The organism is Amphritea atlantica (genome assembly GCF_024347255.1).
Lineage (GTDB): Bacteria > Pseudomonadota > Gammaproteobacteria > Pseudomonadales > Balneatricaceae > Amphritea > Amphritea atlantica.
Genome location: NZ_AP025284.1, coordinates 2712629 through 2734848 on the forward strand (window position 1 = coordinate 2712629; position 22220 = coordinate 2734848).

Sequence of the window (22220 nt, forward strand, 5' to 3'; positions counted from 1 at the left end):
TACCCTCAGCTGAATCAGATACATTACAATTTAAACCCGGGAAGCCCTCAGACTCCCTCCATACAGCAGATCAGGACCCTTCAGTGAGTAAGATTTACAGTGTCAAAGAGATGTTCTATACCCTTCAGGGTGAAGGTGCCCAGGCGGGACGGCCAGCCGTATTTTGTCGTTTCACCGGCTGCAACCTCTGGTCTGGCCGTGAGCAGGACCGGAGTAAAGCGGTGTGTGATTTCTGCGATACCGACTTTATTGGCACTGATGGTCAGAATGGCGGTAAATTTCAATCAGCTGAGGCCCTGGTAGCCGCGATAAGAGGTTTCTGGCCCACGGGTAAGGAAACCACCCAGGGGCGTCCATACGTTGTGTGTACCGGCGGTGAGCCCCTGCTGCAGTTAGACCAGCCGCTGATCGATGCGCTACATCAACAGGGTTTCGAGGTTGCGGTAGAAACCAATGGGACCCTGCCGGTCCCCGAAGCGGTCGACTGGATCTGCGTCAGTCCGAAAGCAGATGCTGCACTTATTCAACAGAGTGGCGATGAGCTGAAACTGGTGTACCCGCAACCCCTCGCACAGCCAGAACAGTTTATACACCTGCCGTTTAAACACTTCTATCTGCAACCGATGGACGGCCCCATGCAACGCATCCACACCCAGGACTGTATTCGTTACTGTCTCGCCAATCCCCAGTGGAAACTCAGTCTTCAGACCCACAAATTACTTGGCATTGACTAACACAGCCCGCAGCCTCGCTGGGCTGTTGCGCCAGACAACCAACATAACCGCCGGCACCTGCATCAGGATGCCATACAGCAGTACCGCCAGTGACATCTCCGGTTGTTGTAAAATCGCACCAGTTACCATCAATGCGGTTCCGGCATTCTGGATCCCGGTTTCAATACCCAGCGTCAAAGCAGTTTCCGTGTTCAGTCGCAACAGATAACGGGCGATCAGCACCGCAAACACCATTGCACTGCTGGCCAGCAACAGAATTGCAGGACTGAGCAACGGCATTAGCTGTGGTAGTGCTGTACGGTTTGCCCAGCTTATCATCAGCACCACTACACACATAAAGACCAGTGCGACCACTTTCATCGGCCGCTGAAGCTGATAGCACAACCGTGGCCAGCGGTGGTTTACACCAACCCCTATCGCAACCGGTAACAGAGTTACCATCACCAGTTTCATAATGGTGCTGACCAGCGGTAGCTGTACCATTACGCCACTGCCCAGAAAGTGCTCCAGAGTGATCCAGGTAAACCACGGCAGCGTAAAAGGGATGATAAGGCTGGTGATCGCAGTAAGCGAAATAGACAGGGCAGTATCAGCACGACAGAGGTAGGTAATCATATTCGAGGTCGCCCCACCGGGGGCAAAAGAGACAATCAGCAGGCCCGCAGCCAGCATCGCAGGCAGGTGTAAAGCCGTCACCACCAGCCAGGCGAGTAAAGGCAGAAACAGAAGCTGCAACACAACGCCGGTAATAATTGCCACTGGCCGATGCCGCAGCGAAAAAAAGTCACCCGGTCTGAGAGTCAGCCCCATACCCAGCATAATAATAAATAGCGCGATAGGTAATAATAGCGAAAGTGCATTGCCACCCTCCATGCAGGAAGACTCCATCAGATAGTTTCAGAAAGGGCTATAGTAGGGTGCAGAACCACCTAACACAACTGCCGGATAACAGAGAACTAAAGGGCTGTCTCAATCTACCCACATAAGTTGTGGATAACATTGTGGGTACCCTCACATTACCCCTCCGGATGACCCGGTTTTTCACCGATCCCTATAATATGGTTATTTTTTGAACAGATGTTTTTATTGTTATTTATCAATTACTTATAAACTTTTGATCTGAATCAAATTAATAATTTATCCAACTTATCCAAGAAGTGTTTCAATTCCGCGTCGTTACTGTGACTGATAAAAGTCAACCTGTTTTTTGAAAAAAATATTTATAAAAAGTGCCTTGCAACTGGCCTATTCGATCGGTTCCCCTTAACATATCGACCTCGTAAAGAACCGGACTCTTTTGAACCATGTCAGAAACCCGCAGTAATCAGTCACAGGCCCAGCGCATTACCATTATTGGTTCAGTTATCGATACTGTTCTCGGAGTGCTTAAAATCGTCTTCGGCATGCTGTCTCACTCCAGTGCGCTGATCGCCGACGGCATCCATTCGCTTTCAGACCTGCTAACCGATTTTCTGGTGGTCTGGATCATCAGGTATTCCCACCAGGAACCAGACGATGAGCATCCCTGGGGACATGCACGATTCGAAACTATCGGTACCGTAATTCTCGGCTGCATTCTGATCGCCGTTGCCGGTGCAATGGCCTATGAGAGCCTGCTGACACTGATCCGCGCCGAAGTAGTTCAGCTGCCAGAGTGGCCCGCACTGGTGATCGCCGCAATCTCGGTATTGGCGAAGGAGGCGATATTTCGCTACACACTCACCGTCGGTAAGCGGATCAAATCCGACCTGATTATCGCCAATGCCTGGCATAGCCGAACCGATGCTTTCTCCTCTATTGTGGTATTTTTCGGCGTTGCCGGGGCGATGGCAGGCCTCGCCTGGCTGGATTCTGTTGCCGCCATCGGAGTAGCATTGATTATCGCGAAAGTTGGCTGGGACCTGACCTGGAAAAGCATTCTGGAACTGGTGGATACCGCCCTGCCGGAAGAACAAACGCAAGCCTATACCGACGTCATTATGGGGGTTGAGGGGATACTCAGCGTCCACAGTTTCAAAAGCCGCAGTATGGGCAGCCAGAGCCTGCTGGAGATGCATCTGCAGGTTGCCCCTCACCTGAGTGCCTCAGAAGGACACTATATCGGTGATAAAGCGGTGCTAAGGCTGATGAAAAAGTTTGAAGATATCGGCCATATCATCTTCCATATCGATACCTACGATGACGAAGAGGAGTTTGATAACTCAACCAGCCTGCCCGTCAGAACCGAGATCAGTGGCATCCTATGGGAACTGCTTGAGCAAACGGGTCACCCGCAACTGGGGATCAGCCGTCTGGCGCTCTATTACCGCAGAGATTCAGTTGAGATCGAACTGATGCTGCTTGATACCCCCACTAACCAGCAGATCGATATGAAGCAGCTGGAAACAGAACTGGACAGGCTGTTCCGGCAATACAGATGGTTCAGAAGTATCCGTCTGTGGCAGGGATACCAACCTCCAAAACTGTAGCGAACCGACTGACCGATGGACTACTTGCGCCCGGCCGCTCACCACAGCGCTGAACTTGAGATCCGGAAAAGCCGCTTTATCTGTGATATCCAGCCGGTCGGTGACCGGGAGGAAGCACTACGCTTTATCGAGTCGATACGAGCCGGTCACCCGAAAGCCAACCACCACTGCTGGAGCTATATTGCCGGGGTTCCCGATGACCCTCATCAATGGAACTGCAGTGACGATGGTGAACCCAAAGGCACTGCCGGGCAGCCGATGCTCAATGTGTTGCGCCATAGTCATCTGGGCAATATCTGTGCGGTGGTCACGCGCTATTTTGGTGGCGTAAAGCTGGGTACCGGTGGCCTGGCACGGGCTTACTCTCAAAGCGTTCAGGAAGCCTTACAAACGCTACCCACCGAAGCGGTGATCGCCACCCTAACCATCACACTGACCGCCCCTTACAACCTGACCGGAGAACTGGAGCAACTGATCAGCCAGTTTAACCTGAGTGACTGCCAGAGGCACTTTGCTTCCGAGATGCAAGTTATTGCCAAACTAGAAGCCAACCGGTTGACCGCCTTTCAACAGGCCCTGACTCCGTTACAACACCTGATCACGCTGGCAATCAGTTAAGTTCATCCCGAAACACCAGCGCATAGGCGGTTTCCAGTGCTTTACTGCGGCTCTCATGACAAAAACTCACCGGAATCAGCCCGAGAATCTTCAGCCGGCTCAATATATCCTTCACAATAGGGTTCAGACCGATCATATGAACATCGCGCCCCAGTTCCTGAGCCTCGATAATCATATCCTCAATCGCCAGCGCCGTGGATACGTCGATCAATGGCACTCTGGAAAAGTCCAGCAGCAGAGCATCATGGGGGTGTCTCCCCTGCAGTTTGCCAGATAACCCTTTTGCCGCCGCATAGCTGACCGGGCCATCAAACTGATAGAGAATAACGCGCCCCTGGGTTTCAGTTAGTAGCTTGCGCTCCCGTTTACTCAACCCCTCATCATTACCTGCGTGGCTGTCAATCACCCGGATGCTATCCAACTGATGGTCAGCCAGACGCTTAACCGTCACCACGTTAGCAATAAATACCCCGGCAAAAACCGCCGTCACCAGATCCACCATCACCGTCAGTACCAGTACCAGCAGCATCAGACTGGCAACAAACAGCGGTGCCCGATGCAACCGCATCAGAAAACGCCAGTCGATAATATCCAGCCCCACTTTGATGAGGATGCCTGCCAGTACCGCATGGGGAATGTTTTCCGCCAGGGGCGCGGCACCGAGTATCACGAACACCAGTACAACCGCATGAACACTGCCAGCAATGGGTGTTTTACCGCCGGCTTTGATATTGACCACCGTACGCATCGTCGCCCCGGCACCGGGTAAACCACCAAACAGTCCGGCCACCATATTACCGATCCCCTGGCCGATCAGCTCACGATCAGAATCATGCTGGGTTTTGGTCATATTATCGGCCACCAGCGAGGTTAACAGGGAATCGATCGAGCCCAGCACCGCGAGCATCAGTGCGGCAAACAGCATATCGCTGAGAATATCCATCGAAAACCGCGGCAGCAGTAACTCAGGTAACCCGGTGGGTATATGACCAATAATGGCCAGATCGGTATCACCATGAAACAGCTGATAGATAACCGTGCCAAGCACCAGCGCAAGCAGGGTTGGTGGCACCACAGCCGCCAGTTTTTTAGGACAAAAGATCACCACCGCCAACGTCACCCCACCCAATAGCAGCGCAGCAGGATCAGCATGGGTCAGATAATGGGGAATCTGCTGCAATGACTCGCCGGCACTGGCCGATGCCGGGAACCCAAACATCGGCCCCAGTTGCAGCAGGATAATGATTATTCCGATACCGGTCATAAACCCGGAGATCACCGGGAAGGGTACCAGCGTGACATATTTACCCAGTTTCAACAGACCAAACGACGTCTGCAGCAGCCCTCCCAGAATCACCACGGTAAAGGCATAAAGCGGCCCACTCTGGGGGTCCAGCGCAACAAACTGGGTGAACACCGAGGCCATAACAACGGTCATCGGGCCGGTAGGACCCGACACCTGGCTGGGCGTCCCGCCAAACAGTGCGGCAAACAGCCCCACAAAAATGGCCCCGTAAAGACCCGCAATAGCTCCGGCACCTGAAGAGACACCAAATGCCAGCGCCAGTGGCAAAGCGACAACTGCGGCAGTTAGCCCCCCCAGCAGATCGCCTTTGATGTTATGAAAGTGCAATCCATGAATCAGCGACATCTCAAATCCTGACTAGGTTTTATATTTATTCGTGTCTGGATAGATCGGTATACATAACTACCTTATAACAATCCACCAGTTGCGGGCTTGAATCAATGAACAATTAGTCATATAAATCAGCGTGTAGCATTATTTTCAAACAATTGTTCCAAATCAGCATAAAGTTGAACAGCAAATGGTCTACCCATAGAAAAAATAATGTTATTCTTTGTCGCGTTCGAATCCAGTCTCGCGAAATAGGAAAAAGGTTCTATGAAGTTCGCAGATAACCCCCAGCAAGCCACAGAGTATCTTCGCCAGGCGATTCCACTGATGGTCAAGAGTAGCACCCCCCCTACTCCCTTAAACTACGCACTCTGGTACGCTTATGTTTCCGGAGCGATCCCGGCGCTCAACCAGCAGATGGATAAAATGCTGGAGATCTATGGCTGCTGCCCAAACAGAATCAGTGAACTGTTGTTCCGCGATTTTCTGATCAAGGATGAGGCTGATAACGCCGCAACGTTTCAGCAGGCGCTGCTATCGGTTATGGGGGATCTGGAAAGCTCAGCCTCTTCAACCGTTCAGGATACCGAAGCCTATAACGAAGTACTGCAGGAGAGTCTGGCGGCACTCAAAGACAGAAACGATGATGAGGGGCTGGAGACAATCATCCAGAACCTGACCATCAATACCGAAACCATCAGCGAAAGCACCCGCCAGTTCCAGAAAAAAATTGATGAGGCCCAGGCCGAGATCAGCAAACTGAAAAAAGAGTTGCACGAGTCCCGACAGGAGGCCACGGTCGACCCGCTCACCGGCCTGTATAACCGCAGAGTATTTGATACAGAGATCAGCCAACTGGCAGCCCTACCCCATCCAGATGTTTCTCTGATTATGGTGGATATCGATTTTTTCAAGAAGTTTAACGATACCTACGGCCACCAGATGGGTGATAAGGTGCTGCAGTATGTGGCCAGACTGATCAAAGAGGAGTGTTCAGAGCCTCTGCTTCCGGTACGCTTTGGCGGTGAAGAGTTTTCCATGCTACTCCCCGGCATCAAAGAACCTGATGCCTGTAAACTGGCAGAGAAAGTACGTAAGAAAGTTGCCGCCATCCGCATCAAACAGAAGAAAAGTGGTGAGATTATCAGCTCGGTTACTGCCTCCTTTGGGGTTGCCCGGTTAGCGGCAGACGAGACACCGGAAAATCTGATTGCCCGGGCTGACGCCGCGCTTTACCGGGCCAAGGAAGCGGGCCGCAATAACGTCCAACTGGCAAATTAATTCGCAGACAAAAAAATCCCCGGTCTGCAAGCAGCCGGGGCAATAGTCGATGAAGGTCACTTAACTCGCTGGTTCGCGCATTGTTACAAACTCTTCGGCAGCAGTCGGATGGATACCAATAGTGGAATCAAACACCGCTTTAGTGGCGCCAGCTTTCAGAGCAACAGCTATGCCCTGAATAATCTCGCCAGCATCGGGGCCAACCATATGCACCCCCAGCACCTTATCGGTGTCACGATCAACCAGCATTTTCATAAAGGTTTTTTCGTCACTGCCGCTAATCGTATGCTTCATTGCTCTGAACGTAGACTTATAGACATCGACATTGTCATAGAGTTCACGACTTTTTTCTTCGGATAAGCCAACGGTGCCAATATTGGGCTGACAGAACACGGCTGTGGCGATCAGATCATAATCAACCTGCTGATTTTTACCCGCATACAGGTTACGCACCAACGCCATCCCTTCTGCCAGTGCCACAGGGGTCAGCTGCACCCGATCGATCACGTCACCGATTGCATAGACTGACGGTTCAGCGGTCTGGAACTGATCGTTAACAACAATCGCCCCATTAGATTTCTGTTCCACACTGATATTTTCCAGCCCCAGATCCATCACATTAGGCACCCGGCCAGTGGCATACATAATGGTATCTGCTTCCAGCGTTGAACCATCGGTCAGATACGCCAGCAATGAGCCATCGGCCTGCTTCTCAATCTTTTCGATGTTGTTATTAAAGCGCAGACTGATATTCTTCTTCGCCACCTCGTCGGCGGTAAACTCCCTGACTTCCTGATCGAAGCCCCGCAGGAACAGATCACCACGATAGATCAGCGAGGTTTCAGCGCCAAGACCGGCGAATATTCCGGCAAATTCAACCGCGATATAACCACCGCCGACCACGATAGCCCGCTTGGGGAACTGATCAAGATAGAATACCTCATTGGAACTGATCACATGCTCGTTGCCAGGAAACTCCGGCACATAGGGCCAGCCACCGGTAGCAATGAGAATACGCTCAGCACTGTACTGTGTGCCAGACACTTCAACAGTATTGGGTCCGGTGATTCGCGCCCGGCCATCCAGCAGATTGACGCCGGAATTCACCAACATATTGCGGTAAATTCCGTTAAGCCGTTCAATCTCTTTGGTTTTATTATCTCTCAGGGTTGGCCAGTCAAAGGAGGACTTCCCAACCGTCCAGCCAAACCCTGCGGCATTTTCAAACTCTTCACTGAAATGGGAGCCATAGACAAACAGTTTCTTTGGCACGCAGCCAACATTGACACAGGTGCCGCCCAGATAACGGTCTTCGGCCATTCCCACCCGGACACCCATTGCTGCTGCCATGCGTCCAGCCCGCACACCACCGGAACCGGCACCGATTACAAACAGGTCAAAATCAAACTCTGCCACAGGATTCCCCTTAACACTGATAACAATTAACTAAACAGACTGAACCGAAAACCTGATCGGTCAGATAAAACTATGCGCCATAATCTACCTGTTGTGCTCTTAGGATGCCAATAAAGATAGGCAAAACCGGTAATAGGGTTTTTCAATCAGTCACATTTGCACTTTGCCCGGGCGAAGGTTAAGTTAAGCGCCTCACTACTCCTCTTTATCAGATAGTCTTTAGGTTTATCATGAAACTGATCTCGTTTAACACCAATGGCCTGCGCGCCCGCCCTCACCAGATTAAAGCGCTGATAGATAAGCACCAGCCCGATGTTATCGGTATTCAGGAAACCAAGGTTCATGATGAGGAGTTTCCTGAAGAGATGATCCGCGCACTGGGCTATCATGTTGAATACCACGGACAGAAAGGTCACTACGGCGTTTGCCTGATTTCAAAGTTACCGCCGGTCAGACTGGAAAAAGGGTTTCCCGACGACGACGATGAGGCGCAAAAGCGGATGATCATCGGCGAATACGATATCGAAGGGGTGCGGATTAAAGTGCTCAATGGCTATTTCCCTCAGGGGGAAAATATTGCCCACGAAACCAAATACCCGGCCAAACGCAAATACTATAACGATCTGCAGAACTATCTGGAACAACAGTGTGATCCCTCTCAGCCGCTGGTAGTGATGGGCGATCTGAATATCTCTCCGGAGGATATCGATATCGGTATCGGTGAAGTGAACCGCAAACGCTGGCTAAAAACAGGTAAAACCAGTTTCCAGCCGGAGGAGCGTCAGTGGCTGGCCCGCCTGCTGGGCTGGGGACTGAAAGATACTTTTCGTAAGATCCACCCAGACACTGATAACCTGTTCAGCTGGTTTGACTATCGCAGCCGCGGCTTCGAAGCGGAGCCCAAACGGGGACTGCGTATCGACGCGGTACTCGCCACCGAATCACTCTACCTTCGCTGCACCGATGCCAATATTGACTATGATATCCGGGGTATGGAGAAACCTTCTGACCATGCGCCGATCTGGGCGGAGTTCAGTTAACAGCAACCGGCTTTAATTTGAATAGGTCTTTCTGAACAGAGGCATGCCCTGACCAGCATGCCTCCATCTGCGTCCTGGGTTTACCTCGCTAGCGGCAGACTTAATATTTACTCGGTAATAGAGCTGACAAACTCTGGCGGTTTAACCACCAGCAGGTCAGCATGTAGCTGATCCAGAATCCGCTCAATAGTGCTGCCCACCAGTATCCGGTCCAGTAATCCCCTCGCCACAGCCCCTACTACCAGAATATCGATATGTGCTTCATCTACGTATTCAAGAATCGCCTGATGGGTCTCTTTCTCTTTCAGGGTCACCGCAGGGCTATCTGTCGTCAGCCCGTAAGGTTCCAGCAACGCCCCCAGTGCCGCCACATGTTCGGCCCTGACCTTGCGCTGCATCCCTTCAAAATCGGTCACCAGATGCTCATCAAAAATAGCGGAGTGAGGCAATACATTAAAACTGTGCATCACTTTCAGATCCCCTTCCAGGGTCTGCACCATGCGCCGCGCCCACTCCAGTATAGATACATCTAACACTCCAGGAGTGTCGCATTCATGAAATGGGTCCACCGCTGCCGCCACATGCCCACCATCAGACCAGGCTTTCTGCTTAACCAGTAACAACGGAACGGGACACTCGCGGATCAGCTGCCAGTCGCTCTGATCAAAAATATAGTGCCCCAGACGGCTGTGTTGCTCTATCGGATGAAGCACAATATCGGGCTGAAAGCGTAACACCTTTCGTACCACCGCCTCAGCTTTATGGCGTTGCCAGCAGAGGTCAAGATCGATCTCAATGTTCAGCTCTTCAAAGGGCCCGGTCAGCTGTTCCAGCTCGGCTTCGACCCGATGCATATAACCATGTTCCGCTCTGAGCAGCGACTCCTTATCGAGCAGATAGCTGTTACGCAGTGATGCGTTATAACAGCAGCAGAACAGTTCCACTTTAGCACCACTCCCCTCCGCCAGCCGGAGCGCTTTTTCCAGAATCAGGCTGCTATCTTTACCATGCTCAAGATTGACCAGAATTTTGCCAATATCCACAACAGATCCTCCTCACTGGTGACCCTTTAAGCATGAGCCAGCCTCGCTATTTTGCCAATACAATAATTTGATCTGCCGCAAATATGCAATACCACGTCCCCACCAGACTACGAATACTGACCTGTGACCTTCAGTGGCCATCTATCAGTTGAGAACTTTCATATTAGATATTACTAATATATAATATACAAAATGTCTTGCTCCGCTATGACACATGAATTAACAATGAGGCTAACTCCATGACTCTTAATGCTGCTCTGCGCCTGCTGGCGGGTTCTGTAATTCTTATCAGCCTGGCCCTGGGAACCTATGTTAACCCGGCCTGGTATTACCTCACCGGCTTTGTCGGCCTTAACCTGCTTCAGTCAGGCTTCACCAAGTGGTGCCCGGCAATAACGGTATTTCGCATGTTAAAGCTGAAAGAGCAAACCTGCGCCACCGGGATGAGTGTTCATCAGGGAGTCCATATTATCGCTGGCGCAGCGGTGCTGATTACCGTTAGTGCCTTTATGTTTTTCGCCGCGCCACAATGGGTGCTGTACATCACAGCAGTGGTCGGTGCCAGCCTGCTGCAGTCGGCCTTTAGCGGCTGGTGTCCCGCATTCACTGTTGCATCACTGCTGGGATTTAAAAAAGCGGTGTAAAGCACAGATCTGACTAAGCATCGCAATAAATGCCGCCCAGCGCGGCATTTTTTATATCTGCTATTTCTCTCCCGGCTCAACCCTGCAACAACAAACTCATTACCCAAACCGGTAACTGCAACGCAATGGGTTGCAGTTCATCTGTCTCTCACCATGATAGGATAGCGGTACTGATCTGAAGGAGAGCACCGGGTGCCGCGTTACAATCTGCAGAAAATGATTAAATTGATGCTGCCAGGCATCTTCTTAATGCTGCTTGCACCGGTGATTCATAGTCAGCTTCACGACCTTAATATTATCCAGCAGCAGCTTCTCAACTACATGCCACCATTGCTGGGCGGGCTGGCCATCATTCTCTGCATCAGTTTCAATCAGGGACGTTTACTACTGACAACGATCAACCTGTTGTGCCTGTTCCTGTTGATTCAGAACCAGCTTCAAACCAGCCTCAGTCAGCCCGCTAATTTTGTTTTATTCAGTGGTCTGAGCCTGCTGTTCCCGCTGCTGCAGCTTTTTATCAACTTTATTCCTGAGCGGGGGTTAAGCAGTCGCTGGCTGCTAAGACACCTGCCCGTGATTATCAGTGGTTATCTGTTTTTCTGGTTAGCCGCACAAAACCATCTGCTTTCTGCCTGGTTCAGTGCCTTGCCGGTGGGTTTGATTCAGATGTTTTCTGATCCCTATCTGCTCAGCCAGTGGGCGGTATACCTGTTCGCCGTCACCACCCTGCTGGGGCTGGTGATTCTGTGGTTCAGAGCTACTCTGGCAGATGCCTGCCTGGTCATCATCACCCTGGCCATTGCCGCGATGCTGGCGCTGTTCGGCGAAACATCCGTCTCAGTGCTCAGTTGCACACTGGGATTAATACTGATCCTGTTTACCGTACTATTTAACTCATACAGTATGGCATTCATCGATGAATTAACCGGATTGCCTGGGCGTCGGGCACTGGAAAATACCCTGCGCAGTGCTGGCCGTCGTTACACCCTGGGAATGGTTGATATCGACCATTTCAAGAAATTCAACGACACATATGGTCATGATGTGGGGGATCAGGTATTGAGAATGGTCGCCAGTCAGATGAAGCAAGCGGCCCGGGGCGCATCCGTCTTTCGCTATGGGGGCGAGGAGTTCACTATCGTTTTTAAAGGGATGGATGAAGTCAGCGCAATCGAGATTGCCGAGAAAGTACGCAATACCATTGCCGCTTATCCGATGCGGATACGGGATAAAAATCGCCCTGGAGATGAAAAAAAGGGCCGTCAGCAACGCAACCGCTCCAACCGGCCAGAGGGTACCACCGAAGTGACCATCAGTATCGGACTGTGCGAAAAGACCCCTCAACACAAAGACAGTCAGGCGGTTATTAAACAGGCGGACGAAGCACTCTACCTGGCAAAACAACAGGGGCGTAACCGTTCGGTTGCCAGTCATATCGCACAACCGCGCGCACGCAAAACCTCTTCCTGATGAAAAACTTTCACGCATATAACGCCGCTGGCAGCCGATAACCTTGCATGAAACACGGGCATTACTAAACTTAAAGCTCGTCAAGTAAGTTCCTGCAACACAAGCTAAGGAGATGATATGGAGATCAGTTCTATACAGGGTCAGTCGGCGGCTGAGCGCAATAAACCGACGGAAGAAACCGCGGCAACACAGAAGTCAGTACAGAATCAGGCCATTCTGCAGGCCTCTCTGGATGTCAGTATCTCTTCAGGAAACGATTCACTGGCACTTCTGTATCGCACCGCGGTTACTGAGTTAAACAAAGTGCTTGAAGCTGATCTTGGCCCTTCAGCCATTCAACAGGCCTATGATTCAGGTGTGGACGTTAGCCCGGCGGCAACCGCTGAACGCATTGTTGCGCTCAGCGCGAACTTCTTCAGCAGCTATCAGGATCAGCACCCGGAGATGGATTACCAGACTCAGGTAAAAAGCTTCGTTAAACTGATTTCGGGCGGTATCGATCAGGGATTTGCCGATGCCCGGGAAATTCTTGATGGCCTGCAAGTGCTTCAGGGGGATATCGCTGCAAATATTGATACCACCTATGATCTGGTGCAGGAGAAACTGAGCACATTGATGGATACACTGCTCAATCCGGACCCGGCAGCAGCTGATGACGCAGAGCAACCCGGCTGATAGAAACACTATTCAGCGTTAAGCTAAAAAAACCGGGCAATGCCCGGTTTTTTATCGTTATGTCCAGTTAGAAAGCGTATCGCACCCGGCCATAAATATTACTGGCGTTATCAAACTGGCCGAAAAAAGTATGCGACTTTTCGCCACCGAAGATATTCGCCCCCAGATCAAAGCTCAGAGTATCACTATAGCGATAGTTGACCGATGGCCGGACATAGTGGTCGTCATCACTGGGGGAGTAGAAAACAAACATCGACCAGACCAGATTATCCTGCCACATCCGATAGCTCAGCCGGGTGGTATAAAGATAACGATACTCTTCCGGGTTATAGGGCGATGGGGATGCCGCCACAAGTGCATCATAATCGAGGGTTTGTTCCAGATAATACTGCAATCCCAGCGTCAGTTTCGGCAGCATTTCCCGCTCATACCCGAGTAACAGTCGAAACTGACTATTGGGTTTATAGGGATCGCTGCCATCACTATCCTCGGCCAGGTGCAGAGCCACCTCCGCATTGGCTAACCCGGAACCGAGGTTCCCCCTCACGCTGGCGCCGAGGACATTCAGACGGGTAAATACAGGATTTCCTGAGCTGTCCAGAGCATTGGGTTGCTTCTGAAATCCCCGATAGCCATACAGCGCCCACTCGGTACTATCGACAGAGCCCGACAGCCGGGCAGCAAACTCGCCATTATTAAAACTGTTAGCGGGTTCATCGGCATCAATTCGTCCCACCGGCGCTGCGACGTTCTGTCCGGCCTGCGGCGAGAACCATGAGAAACGCTCACCGTTAATATAGCGGTCCGAGGTATAGTCCGGCATCCATACCAGATCAAGGCTGGCAGACTCGCCATAATAGCTGGCTTTCGCTGCCAGCACCGGGGCTTTCAGATACTCGGTATCCCGACCAGAGAAAAATGACTGCCAGTCCTTCGGAAACAGATCATTGAGAAACAACAGATCACCGGTTCCCCAGGTGAGCACCTGCTGTCCCAGTTTCAGGTCGGTGCGATCAATCGGAGTCAGGGTATAGGACGCCTCACGCAGATCCCCCCTCAGTCCCTGATCAACACCATCAGCATACAGATCCGCTTTCAACGTATAACGATCATTGCCCACATAACCGGTGGTTTCCAGGCGTAAACGCAGATCCGCTAATGTCGCATCATCGACGGGTGCAAAACGGTCATTGAGGGCGGGGTCATAACTCAGCCGGTTGCCCAACCCACCCTCAATGAAACCATGCCAGTTACGGGTGTTTTTCGGTTCAGCCCAGCTATCATCACTCCAGCTATCGTTACCCCAGCCCTGTTCACTATCACTGGCTGCCGGAGAAGTCTCCTGCTGGGCCGCGACAACAGGTGCCGCAGCCAGCAGAGCGATCATCAGTACCGTTGGTTTCAAAACTGAATTATCCTGCACGTTAATCACCACCCTCGTTGTTACTCTGGACGCTTAAGCCACTGACGTGGCGGATTGCGCAGAGAGCGTTCAGTAAAGACCGAGCTATCCATACCCAGATCATAACGGATAAAACGAAACTCCATTGTGGTACTGGCACCACTCACCAGATCGCTGACCCGTGATTTAGTCACCGTAGGAAACCCCTGAACCTGTTCAGTTGCCAGAACCTCAACACGACGATACAGCTTATCACTGGTATCGTAATACTCAATTTTCATCGGCAGCATGCTGACCTTATCGATCCACACCCGATAATGACTGAACTCAACCGAACCAGGGTCCTTAGGGGTATTGTCCAGCACATAGAACTCGGCGGTGGTTTCAAGCAGTTGATGATTATCCTCCTCGGGATTGCGGCCGGACACATCTTCATAAAAATAGTTAGAGCCGACAAAGCTGGTGCGTTTGTCGCCAGCAGAGATCCGCTTTACCAGATCCAGACCGGGAAGATAGAGCCAGCGATCATCATCGGTACCGGCATGTTTCTCTACCAGGAAAACCGTACCCCGGACATCCGCTGGCCGGCTGAAGGCAACCAGAAACTGCTGATCCCCACCATCTTCATGATCTCTTCGGAGGATAGTAAACTGCCGTTGTTGTTGCCGTCCCTGAGAGTCCTCAATCAGCATCCGTGCTTCTGAACGACCATCTGCACCCTGATAATAAGCCGCCAGGTTTGCCTGATTGACTATCTCATTAACGTCGCTCAGATCTGCTGCATACAACGGTGCTGAAACGCTCAGGGTCAGGCCTACTACCAGTGAGGTAAACAGTTGCTTAATCATGGATACTCTCCTTTATGCCTGGCTTGACGCCAAACAAACTATCTTTGTCTTTAATCATTTCCATCACCGCTGGCAGCAACATGACGGTGACAACAGCGGACACGGCCATGATGGTTGCCAGGAAGAAACCGACGGTAATGTAAGGAACCAGCGGGGCAAACAGCAAAGGGGTGAAGCCAATAGCGACCACCACCGCGTTACGGCTGATCGCCCGGGAAGGCCCTTTATAAACCTCCGCGACGGTCTGCTCCCAACTGCCACACTCACGATAGATCGCCCGGGTACGTTCCAGAAAGTGGATCGCAAAATCCACCGACAACCCCAGGGTCAGTGCCGACAACACCGCAATCGGCATATCATAGTCCTTACCTGACAGCCCGATCAGACCGTAGATAAAGAGAATCGTCACCGTCAGCGGCAACATCGACAGCAGGCCTATTTTGACTGAACGGAACAGCAGGATCATGATCAGCAGCACCATGAAGAATGCCCCCATCAGGCTGTTTAACATGCCATTCACCATTTCATCCTGCCAGACAACGTTAATGTAGGTAAGGCCCGCCCAGTTGAGTTTAACCCCTTCCGGCAACGGATGATCCGCAACATAGCCATCGACCAATTTCAGCACCCGGTTCATATCCTGGTTATCGCCACTACTTAACTGCAACCACAAAACGGTCGAACGATAATCCGGTGTCACCATATGCCACAGGTCGTTGGGACGGTGCGACCCCTGGAAGCTCAAAACGGTCTGTGCCGCCGCCGCAGCGGTCGATGGCAGACGATACTGGTCTGCCGCCCCGCCCTGAAGCTCACGATAAACCGTTTTCAACAACGTTGGCAGGCCATTACTCTTACCCACATATTCAGAGTCATCAAGGAAGGTTTGCAGTCCATCCAGATATGTCATTGCATCAGGTGTCAGAAAATACTTACTGTTTATCTGAGCCTTTTCAGTCATATCCAGAAGATCAAGCCACAGGGTTTCATGATCACTGTCGTCATAACTGAGCTGATCGAACAGGTTGATCAGTGCATTGGTATATTCGATGAAGCTTTCAGCAGTAACGCTATCCAGTTTTTGCTGTAGCTCAACCCCCTCTTTCGCAGCCCGGGTCTGCAAGGATTGCTCCAGTCCGCTGCGCAGATCACCGGTCTTATCCAACACCAGAAAAGCATTATAGGTTCCGGGGAAATGATGGTTCATCACCCGGTCAGCCACACGCAGAGGGTGATCGGGTTTAAACCAGCGTACCGGGTTATCGTTAATCTGAATCTGCGCCACACCATAGGCACTGCCCACCACAATCAGCACAAACAGGACTAACAGGCCTTTGGCCCGGGCGATTGAAAAACGCCCTGTGAAGATCAGTAAACGCCCCAGGAACGAGTTATCGTCCTCATCAATATTATGGTCCTTCATCTGCGCCATCCGCTTGGGTGACAGGCTGATGATATACGCCGGCACCAGCGTAATAGTAAGCACAAACGCCAGCATAATACCGAATGCCACATGCAGACCGAAGATCTGTACCGGCGGGATCGGCGTGAAGGCCAGCGAAGCGAAACCCACGGCAGAGGTGACAGAGGTGTATAGCATAGGCGTAAACAGATGCCCCAATACCTCTTTCAACGCTACTTTGGGGTCTTCCCCCGGACGATAACGGTCCGCAAACTCAGACAAAATATGCACTGAGTCGACCACCGCAATCGGCATCAGGAAGATCGGAATCATCGAACTCATAATATGGACGGTATAACCCTGACCGATCAGCAGCCCCATGGTAATAATCACCGATCCCATCGCCACCAGCATTGGAGCGGTGATCAGCAGAAAGCTGCGGAAAAATACCCACATCAGGATAAAGATCATCAGGCCCGCCAGCGGCGCAGAGATCGCCATCTGGATAAACATCTCAACGCCAAAGGTATCTTCCGCGACCGGTAAACCGGAGATGTAATACTGATTGTTACCGCTGAGTTTGCTGATCTCTGTCTGAATCAGTCCGGAAATACGATAACTCTCAGATTTTTGCGTAATCGGGATATAGATACCCGCCGCCTTGCCGTCACCCGAGACCAACGTGTTGTTCAGCAAGGGTAAGCGTTCAACCGAGGTGCGGATCTGATCGATACCGGCCTGATCGGTGGGCACCTGTTTCATCATCCACTCGAAACGGATCGTCCCCGGCCCCTCCTGGCTGATATTATCGACACGGTCCAGCGACATCAGGTCCTGGCTGACAACACCATCCATCTGTACGATAGCATCTGACAGTTGCTGCAGTTCAGACAAACTCTGCTGATTATAGATGCCCCCAGCCGAGTCATTCACCACACCGACAACAATCATGTCGTGCAGTCCGAAACGCTCTTTCACATGATCATGAAACACCCGGGCAGCATTATCAGCGGGCAACATATTCTCAGGATCCGTATCCACCTTGATAGACGGAATCTGCAAACCGGCTATCACGGTCAGCAGTAACACCCCGAAGAACACCCACCTGGGGCGATTCATTGATAGATTAACCAGTGTCGTTTGCAGCATCTGTTAGTCCTGTTTTACTTATAGTTAAAGCTATTGTTTGATTAGTATATTAGCATATACTAATATTTAAAAGTACTACATTAGTAAATTGCGAATTAATAGCCACTAAAGTAAAATAACCCCTACATTGTAGGGCAATGAGAGCGTTTTATATGACCTGCAGAATAATAAAAAGCGGAGGACAGATTGAATACAGCATCCCAGCAGATGACACCGGAAACACTGGCCATGATGAAAGTGAACTCCAGTAAAGCCGCTAAACTGATGAAAGCGCTGGGGAACGAGAGTCGCTTGCTGATTCTTTGCTACCTGGATGGTAAAGAGCTTTCAGTCAGCGAACTCAACCACTGCCTGGATCTGAGTCAGTCAGCTTTGTCACAGCATCTGGCAGTGCTGCGTAAAGATGGCCTGGTGAGCACCCGACGGGAGTCTCAGACAATCTACTACTCACTCTCTGGCGATACTGCCACCCGGATTATTCACACACTGCATGAGATGTTCTGCCCTACCGTCTGAAGTAAAAAACTGAGGTAAAGCCCGGAACATAAGCCCGAACATAAGTCCGGAACAAAAGCCCTGAAGATCAGCGCTTAACAAAAAAACCATCCGTCACCGGATGGTTTTTTCGTTCAATACCGTTTTAATTCTGCAGTCGGTAACGCTGCCAGTCTTCAGTTGGCTCATTCAGCATCATCTCCATCTCCACCACATCTTCTTCCATGTTGTAGTGATTTTTGAAGCCCAGCTTCTGTGCCAGCCCCTGCATCCCTTTATTAGAGGTCAGGGTTGATCCCATCAGCAGCAAGGTGCCCCGTGCTTTACAGTAATCGATCGCTTTCTGCATCAGTACCGCGCCCAGCCCCTCTCCCTGCAGGTCATCCCGGATGACGACCGAGAACTCAGCACGTACATTATCAGCATCGGTCACCGCCCGGACAACCCCCAGGGTTTCCCAACCCGGCGCCCCCTGTCTGGGAGCTGTCACGATAAAGGCCATCTCCCGGTCGTAGTCAATCTGCGTCCAGTTAGCCAGCTCCTGATGGGTTGGTATGCCACGGCTATAGAAATAACGCAGGCGGATCGATTCCGGACTCAGTTTGTTATAAAACTCCAGATGGTTAGGTTCATCCTCTCCCCGTATCGCTCTGACCATCGCCTTACGCCCCGATTTACGCAGTGAAATATGTTCACTGAGATACTCAGGATAGGGTGAGATCGCCAGCACGGATGGCTCGCCCAAAGAGACCGCGACATCAACAGCCAATGCTCCCCGCCGGTTAATCAGCATCGGGTTAATCTCCAGACCTTTAAGGTTGGGCAGCTCAACCACCATCTGTGATAGCTTAATCAGCAGATTACTAAGCTGCTCCAGATCTCTCTCAAGCTGTTCACTGCTCTCTTTCAGCACAGAATAGATATGTGACGTCATGATCAATTGACGGGCCAGACTGAGATTCAGCGGCGGTAGCATCACTTGCCGGTCCGCAAGAACATCAACGGAATACCCTCCGTTACCAAACACCAGCAGCGGCCCGAACACCGGATCACGGGTGATCCCCATATTGATCTGCAGCGACTGGAAGCCCCGCTTCATCTGCTGCACACAGACCCCCAGAACTTCATCGTCAGGAAAGCGTTCTCTCACCCGGTAGGCCAGCTGTGTAGCGGCCTGCCTGACCTCATTAGAGGAGAACAGATCCATCGCCTGATCTTTCCAGCGGGGGTGATTTTTATTGTCGTAGTTAAACGGATAGATATTTTCCCGATGCATCACTTTTAAGGCGACGGCACCCCCCAGTTTTTTAGCAATATCGACCACCCCATCTACATCATCAGCATACTGGGTATGGGAGACCGGAATATCATACTGATCCAGCAGATCTGTTGCTTCGTTATGCGTCAGGTAGTCACGCCCCTGTGCCATTGCATCAGCAATCAGGGCTTTGGCCCGCTGATGGTTCCGCTCATTGGGATCTTCAAAAGGCGCGGGAGTCTGCTTCATCACTTCCTGATTACGGCGAAACTCCACCATATGCATGAATGCATCGACCGCTTCTTCGGGGGTGATAAATGTGGTCACTCCGGCAGCGTTAAAATGGTTACGTGACTCAATCGCCGTACTTCGCCCCATCCAGCAGGTGAGAATATTGCGCGGTGTATTACGGGACACCTTAATAATCTCTTCAGCAGTTGCCACACCGGGGGCCATCCGCGTGGGGGCATGAATCACCAGTACGGCATCCACATTGGGGTCTTTGGTTAATAACTGAGTTACCCGGGCGAAACGCTCCGGCGTCGCATCCGAGTGCAGATCGATCGGGTTTTTCAGATTCCAGTGGTCCGGCATTATCTCCCGTAACGCGGTCACCGTCTCGTCACACAGCTGCGACAGCTCTCCCCCTCTACGCAACAGCTGATCCGTCGCCAGAGCATTGGGGCCCATACCATTACAGACCAGCGCCAGCCGCTCACCCCGCATCGGCTTCATCCGCGACAGCGTTTCCAGAGCATTATAGAGCTGATCGACAGTGTCCACCCGAACAACACCGGCACGGCGCAGCGCCGCATCGTAGACCAGATCTTCATCTTTAATGCCCAGCGCTGGCTGACTGTCCTTATCTTCATCGAAGATCATATTGGATTTGAGCACCAGCACCAGTTTGTTACGCGAGGCCGCCCGCAAAGAGCTGAGCAGATTACGGGAGGAGCCAACCAGATGATCCAGTTGAATCAGAATCGACTGGGTGTAGGGGTCCTGAGCAAAGTAATCGATAATCGACGGCAGGTCGATATCAACCCCTTCGCCGAGCGTGAGAAAGTGGGAAAAGCCGATCTCCTGTCCGTTAGCCCAGTCAATCATTGCTGTGCCCAACAGACCGGACTGCCCGACATAACTCACTTTACCCTTGCGGATATTCAGATGAGAATAGCTGGCATTCATCTTATGGCCAGACACCAGCATCCCCATGCAGTCGGGTCCCAGTATACGGATACCATAGGGCCTGGCGGCCTCCATAATCTCATCCCGCATACTTTTACCCAGAGGTTCGCTGGCAATAGACAGACCGCCTGTCAGAATCATAGCGGCCTTCACCATATTAGCACCCAGTTTACGGATCAGTTCAGCGACACTCTCCGGTGGCGAACAGATGATCGCCAGGTCCGGCATCTCTGGCAGCTTGGTTAATCCGCTGTAACAGGTGACACCATAAACGGTCTCATAGCCACGCTTGTTAACCGCCATAAGCTTACCCTGAAACCCGCTATCCAGCAGGTTTTGCAGCACCACACCACCCATGCTGTTCTCTTTCTCAGAGGCTCCGAACACCGCAATCGATTTAGGCTTAAAAAAACGTTTGAGATATTTTGTACTCAAGAGACTTACTCCGCAGACCTTCAGGACTGACCCGTTAATCTGATCGAATGACTGAATCTATATCTTCCATATTACGCAGGTGCAGCACAAACATTATTGCGCGAATAACCGTGATTAAAGTCATAAAGCCCTGCCAAAGTGGGTAAAAACACATGTTCAAACCAATAATGCTGCCAACTGGTAAGTAAGTTACCAGTTCAGTCTAGCAACGTCTGCAGCACCGGCAACACTTCACAGCTGACAGCCTGCAACCACGGGAGTAACAGCAAAGCTTAATAATCATAAGAGGCAATAGCTGTTCTGGCCCCACATTTGCTATATAAAACTGTATAGAGCCTGATCCCCCTCTGGCGGGTGGGCAATCATTAGCCGATAAACGTGAATTAATAGAATAAAAGGTAGCACAGATGAAACTCCGCCCTATGATCATGTCCAGTGCAGCATTTATCACGCTGATAACCTCTGTGCCAGCAATGGCCCATACCGGTCACAGTGCCGGGTCAGGTCTTCAGTCCGGTCTGATACACCCGTTCTCAGGTCTTGACCATCTGCTGGCGATGCTGGCAATCGGTTTCTGGGCTGCGATGCAGAACAGAGCGCAGCGGATCAGCATCCCTGTCACCTTTATCCTGTTTCTCGCCGTTGGCTTTTTTATGGCAACCGGCGGCGTGGTGCTGCCCCTGGTTGAGCACACTATCGCAGCCTCTGTACTGGTTTGCGGCCTGATCATTGCGACCGCCGTGCGGCTGCCTGCCATCGCAACGCTGACCCTGACAGCCCTGTTTGCCTGTGCCCATGGCCAGGCCCACGGCGCTGAAGTATCAGGAGCGTCAGTGCTGCTGTTTGCCGCCGGCTTTATGAGCAGCTCCGCCATCCTTCATCTGACAGGGATGGGAATATTTAAAGCAAGCCGGACATTAACCCCGCGACTGGCTCATATCGCGGGTGCAGCGATCGCCAGTGTCGGCAGCTATCTGTTGTTAACGATCTGATTGACTGGCCGCTGCAATACTCACTT

General features: G+C 51.5%; 18 protein-coding genes. 10 read left to right on the top strand and 8 right to left on the bottom strand.

Annotated elements, in window-relative coordinates; all coding sequences use genetic code 11:
* Positions 1-92 precede the first annotated feature (92 nt).
* The gene (queE, locus tag OCU43_RS12490) at positions 93-734 is read left to right on the top strand and encodes a 7-carboxy-7-deazaguanine synthase (protein ID WP_091356242.1); all 642 of its coding nucleotides are present in this window, start codon (positions 93-95) and stop codon (positions 732-734) included.
* Here queE and OCU43_RS12495 read toward each other — a convergent pair.
* A complete protein-coding gene (locus tag OCU43_RS12495; RefSeq protein WP_091355638.1) occupies positions 717-1622 on the bottom strand; it encodes a bile acid:sodium symporter family protein in 906 nt (301 codons plus the stop codon). The two genes, queE and OCU43_RS12495, sit on opposite strands and share 18 nt — an antisense overlap.
* 416 nt (positions 1623-2038) lie before the next feature.
* Between OCU43_RS12495 and OCU43_RS12500 the strand changes: the two genes are divergently transcribed.
* Positions 2039-3202, top strand: a complete 1164-nt coding sequence (locus OCU43_RS12500; RefSeq protein ID WP_091355642.1) for a cation diffusion facilitator family transporter — start codon at positions 2039-2041, stop codon at positions 3200-3202.
* Positions 3203-3217: 15 nt separating this feature from the next.
* Positions 3218-3820 (top strand): YigZ family protein, encoded by a 603-nt coding sequence (locus OCU43_RS12505; RefSeq protein WP_091355645.1) that lies wholly within the window; start codon positions 3218-3220, stop codon positions 3818-3820.
* On the opposite strand, the gene OCU43_RS12510 is transcribed toward OCU43_RS12505, so the two are convergent.
* Complete coding sequence (locus OCU43_RS12510) at positions 3813-5471, bottom strand: SulP family inorganic anion transporter (RefSeq protein ID WP_091355648.1); 1659 nt, start codon at positions 5469-5471, stop codon at positions 3813-3815. The genes OCU43_RS12505 and OCU43_RS12510 overlap by 8 nt on opposite strands.
* 252 nt (positions 5472-5723) lie before the next feature.
* On the opposite strand from OCU43_RS12510, the gene OCU43_RS12515 reads away from it, so the two are divergent.
* Positions 5724-6737, top strand: a complete 1014-nt coding sequence (locus OCU43_RS12515) for a GGDEF domain-containing protein (RefSeq protein ID WP_091355651.1) — start codon at positions 5724-5726, stop codon at positions 6735-6737.
* Positions 6738-6797: 60 nt separating this feature from the next.
* Here the strand turns inward: OCU43_RS12515 and gorA are convergent, their stop codons facing one another.
* Complete coding sequence (gorA, locus tag OCU43_RS12520) at positions 6798-8153, bottom strand: glutathione-disulfide reductase (RefSeq protein WP_091355654.1); 1356 nt, start codon at positions 8151-8153, stop codon at positions 6798-6800.
* Positions 8154-8383: 230 nt separating this feature from the next.
* Here gorA and xthA point away from each other — a divergent pair, with 230 nt between their 5' ends.
* Positions 8384-9193, top strand: coding sequence for an exodeoxyribonuclease III (xthA, locus tag OCU43_RS12525; RefSeq protein WP_091355656.1), 810 nt, complete (start codon positions 8384-8386; stop codon positions 9191-9193).
* Between the two features lie 107 nt (positions 9194-9300).
* Here xthA and OCU43_RS12530 read toward each other — a convergent pair whose 3' ends face one another.
* Positions 9301-10236, bottom strand: coding sequence for a universal stress protein (locus OCU43_RS12530; protein ID WP_091355659.1), 936 nt, complete (start codon positions 10234-10236; stop codon positions 9301-9303).
* Between the two features lie 239 nt (positions 10237-10475).
* On the opposite strand from OCU43_RS12530, the gene OCU43_RS12535 reads away from it, so the two are divergent.
* The 3 genes from OCU43_RS12535 to OCU43_RS12545 all read left to right on the top strand — a co-directional run bounded on the left by OCU43_RS12535 (position 10476) and on the right by OCU43_RS12545 (position 13025).
* Positions 10476-10880 carry a YgaP family membrane protein gene (locus tag OCU43_RS12535; protein ID WP_091355662.1) on the top strand — a complete coding sequence of 135 codons (405 nt, stop codon included), beginning with the start codon at positions 10476-10478 and terminating at the stop codon, positions 10878-10880.
* Between the two features lie 192 nt (positions 10881-11072).
* Positions 11073-12350, top strand: a complete 1278-nt coding sequence (locus tag OCU43_RS12540) for a GGDEF domain-containing protein (protein ID WP_091355667.1) — start codon at positions 11073-11075, stop codon at positions 12348-12350.
* Positions 12351-12467: 117 nt separating this feature from the next.
* Positions 12468-13025 (top strand): DUF5610 domain-containing protein, encoded by a 558-nt coding sequence (locus OCU43_RS12545; protein WP_091355669.1) that lies wholly within the window; start codon positions 12468-12470, stop codon positions 13023-13025.
* Positions 13026-13092: 67 nt separating this feature from the next.
* Here the strand turns inward: OCU43_RS12545 and OCU43_RS12550 are convergent, their stop codons facing one another.
* Genes OCU43_RS12550 through OCU43_RS12560 form a run of 3 tightly spaced genes read right to left on the bottom strand, consistent with a single transcriptional unit; the run spans position 13093 to position 17826 of the window.
* Positions 13093-14430: a DUF1302 family protein gene (locus OCU43_RS12550; RefSeq protein WP_245756517.1), complete on the bottom strand. Its 1338-nt coding sequence runs from the start codon at positions 14428-14430 to the stop codon at positions 13093-13095.
* 38 nt (positions 14431-14468) lie between these two features.
* On the bottom strand, positions 14469-15275 hold the full coding sequence (locus OCU43_RS12555) for an outer membrane lipoprotein-sorting protein (protein ID WP_091355671.1): 807 nt from the start codon (positions 15273-15275) through the stop codon (positions 14469-14471).
* Positions 15268-17826 carry an efflux RND transporter permease subunit gene (locus OCU43_RS12560; protein WP_091355675.1) on the bottom strand — a complete coding sequence of 853 codons (2559 nt, stop codon included), beginning with the start codon at positions 17824-17826 and terminating at the stop codon, positions 15268-15270. Before OCU43_RS12560 ends, OCU43_RS12555 begins: the two co-directional genes overlap by 8 nt.
* 207 nt (positions 17827-18033) lie before the next feature.
* On the opposite strand from OCU43_RS12560, the gene OCU43_RS12565 reads away from it, so the two are divergent.
* Entirely contained in the window at positions 18034-18342 is a 309-nt protein-coding gene (locus OCU43_RS12565) for an ArsR/SmtB family transcription factor (protein WP_091355677.1), read from the top strand.
* A gap of 124 nt (positions 18343-18466) precedes the next feature.
* On the opposite strand, the gene OCU43_RS12570 is transcribed toward OCU43_RS12565, so the two are convergent.
* Positions 18467-21202 (bottom strand): bifunctional acetate--CoA ligase family protein/GNAT family N-acetyltransferase, encoded by a 2736-nt coding sequence (locus OCU43_RS12570; protein WP_091355679.1) that lies wholly within the window; start codon positions 21200-21202, stop codon positions 18467-18469.
* 407 nt (positions 21203-21609) lie between these two features.
* On the opposite strand from OCU43_RS12570, the gene OCU43_RS12575 reads away from it, so the two are divergent.
* Positions 21610-22194 carry a HupE/UreJ family protein gene (locus OCU43_RS12575; RefSeq protein ID WP_091355682.1) on the top strand — a complete coding sequence of 195 codons (585 nt, stop codon included), beginning with the start codon at positions 21610-21612 and terminating at the stop codon, positions 22192-22194.
* The last annotated feature ends 26 nt before the right edge of the window (positions 22195-22220 follow it).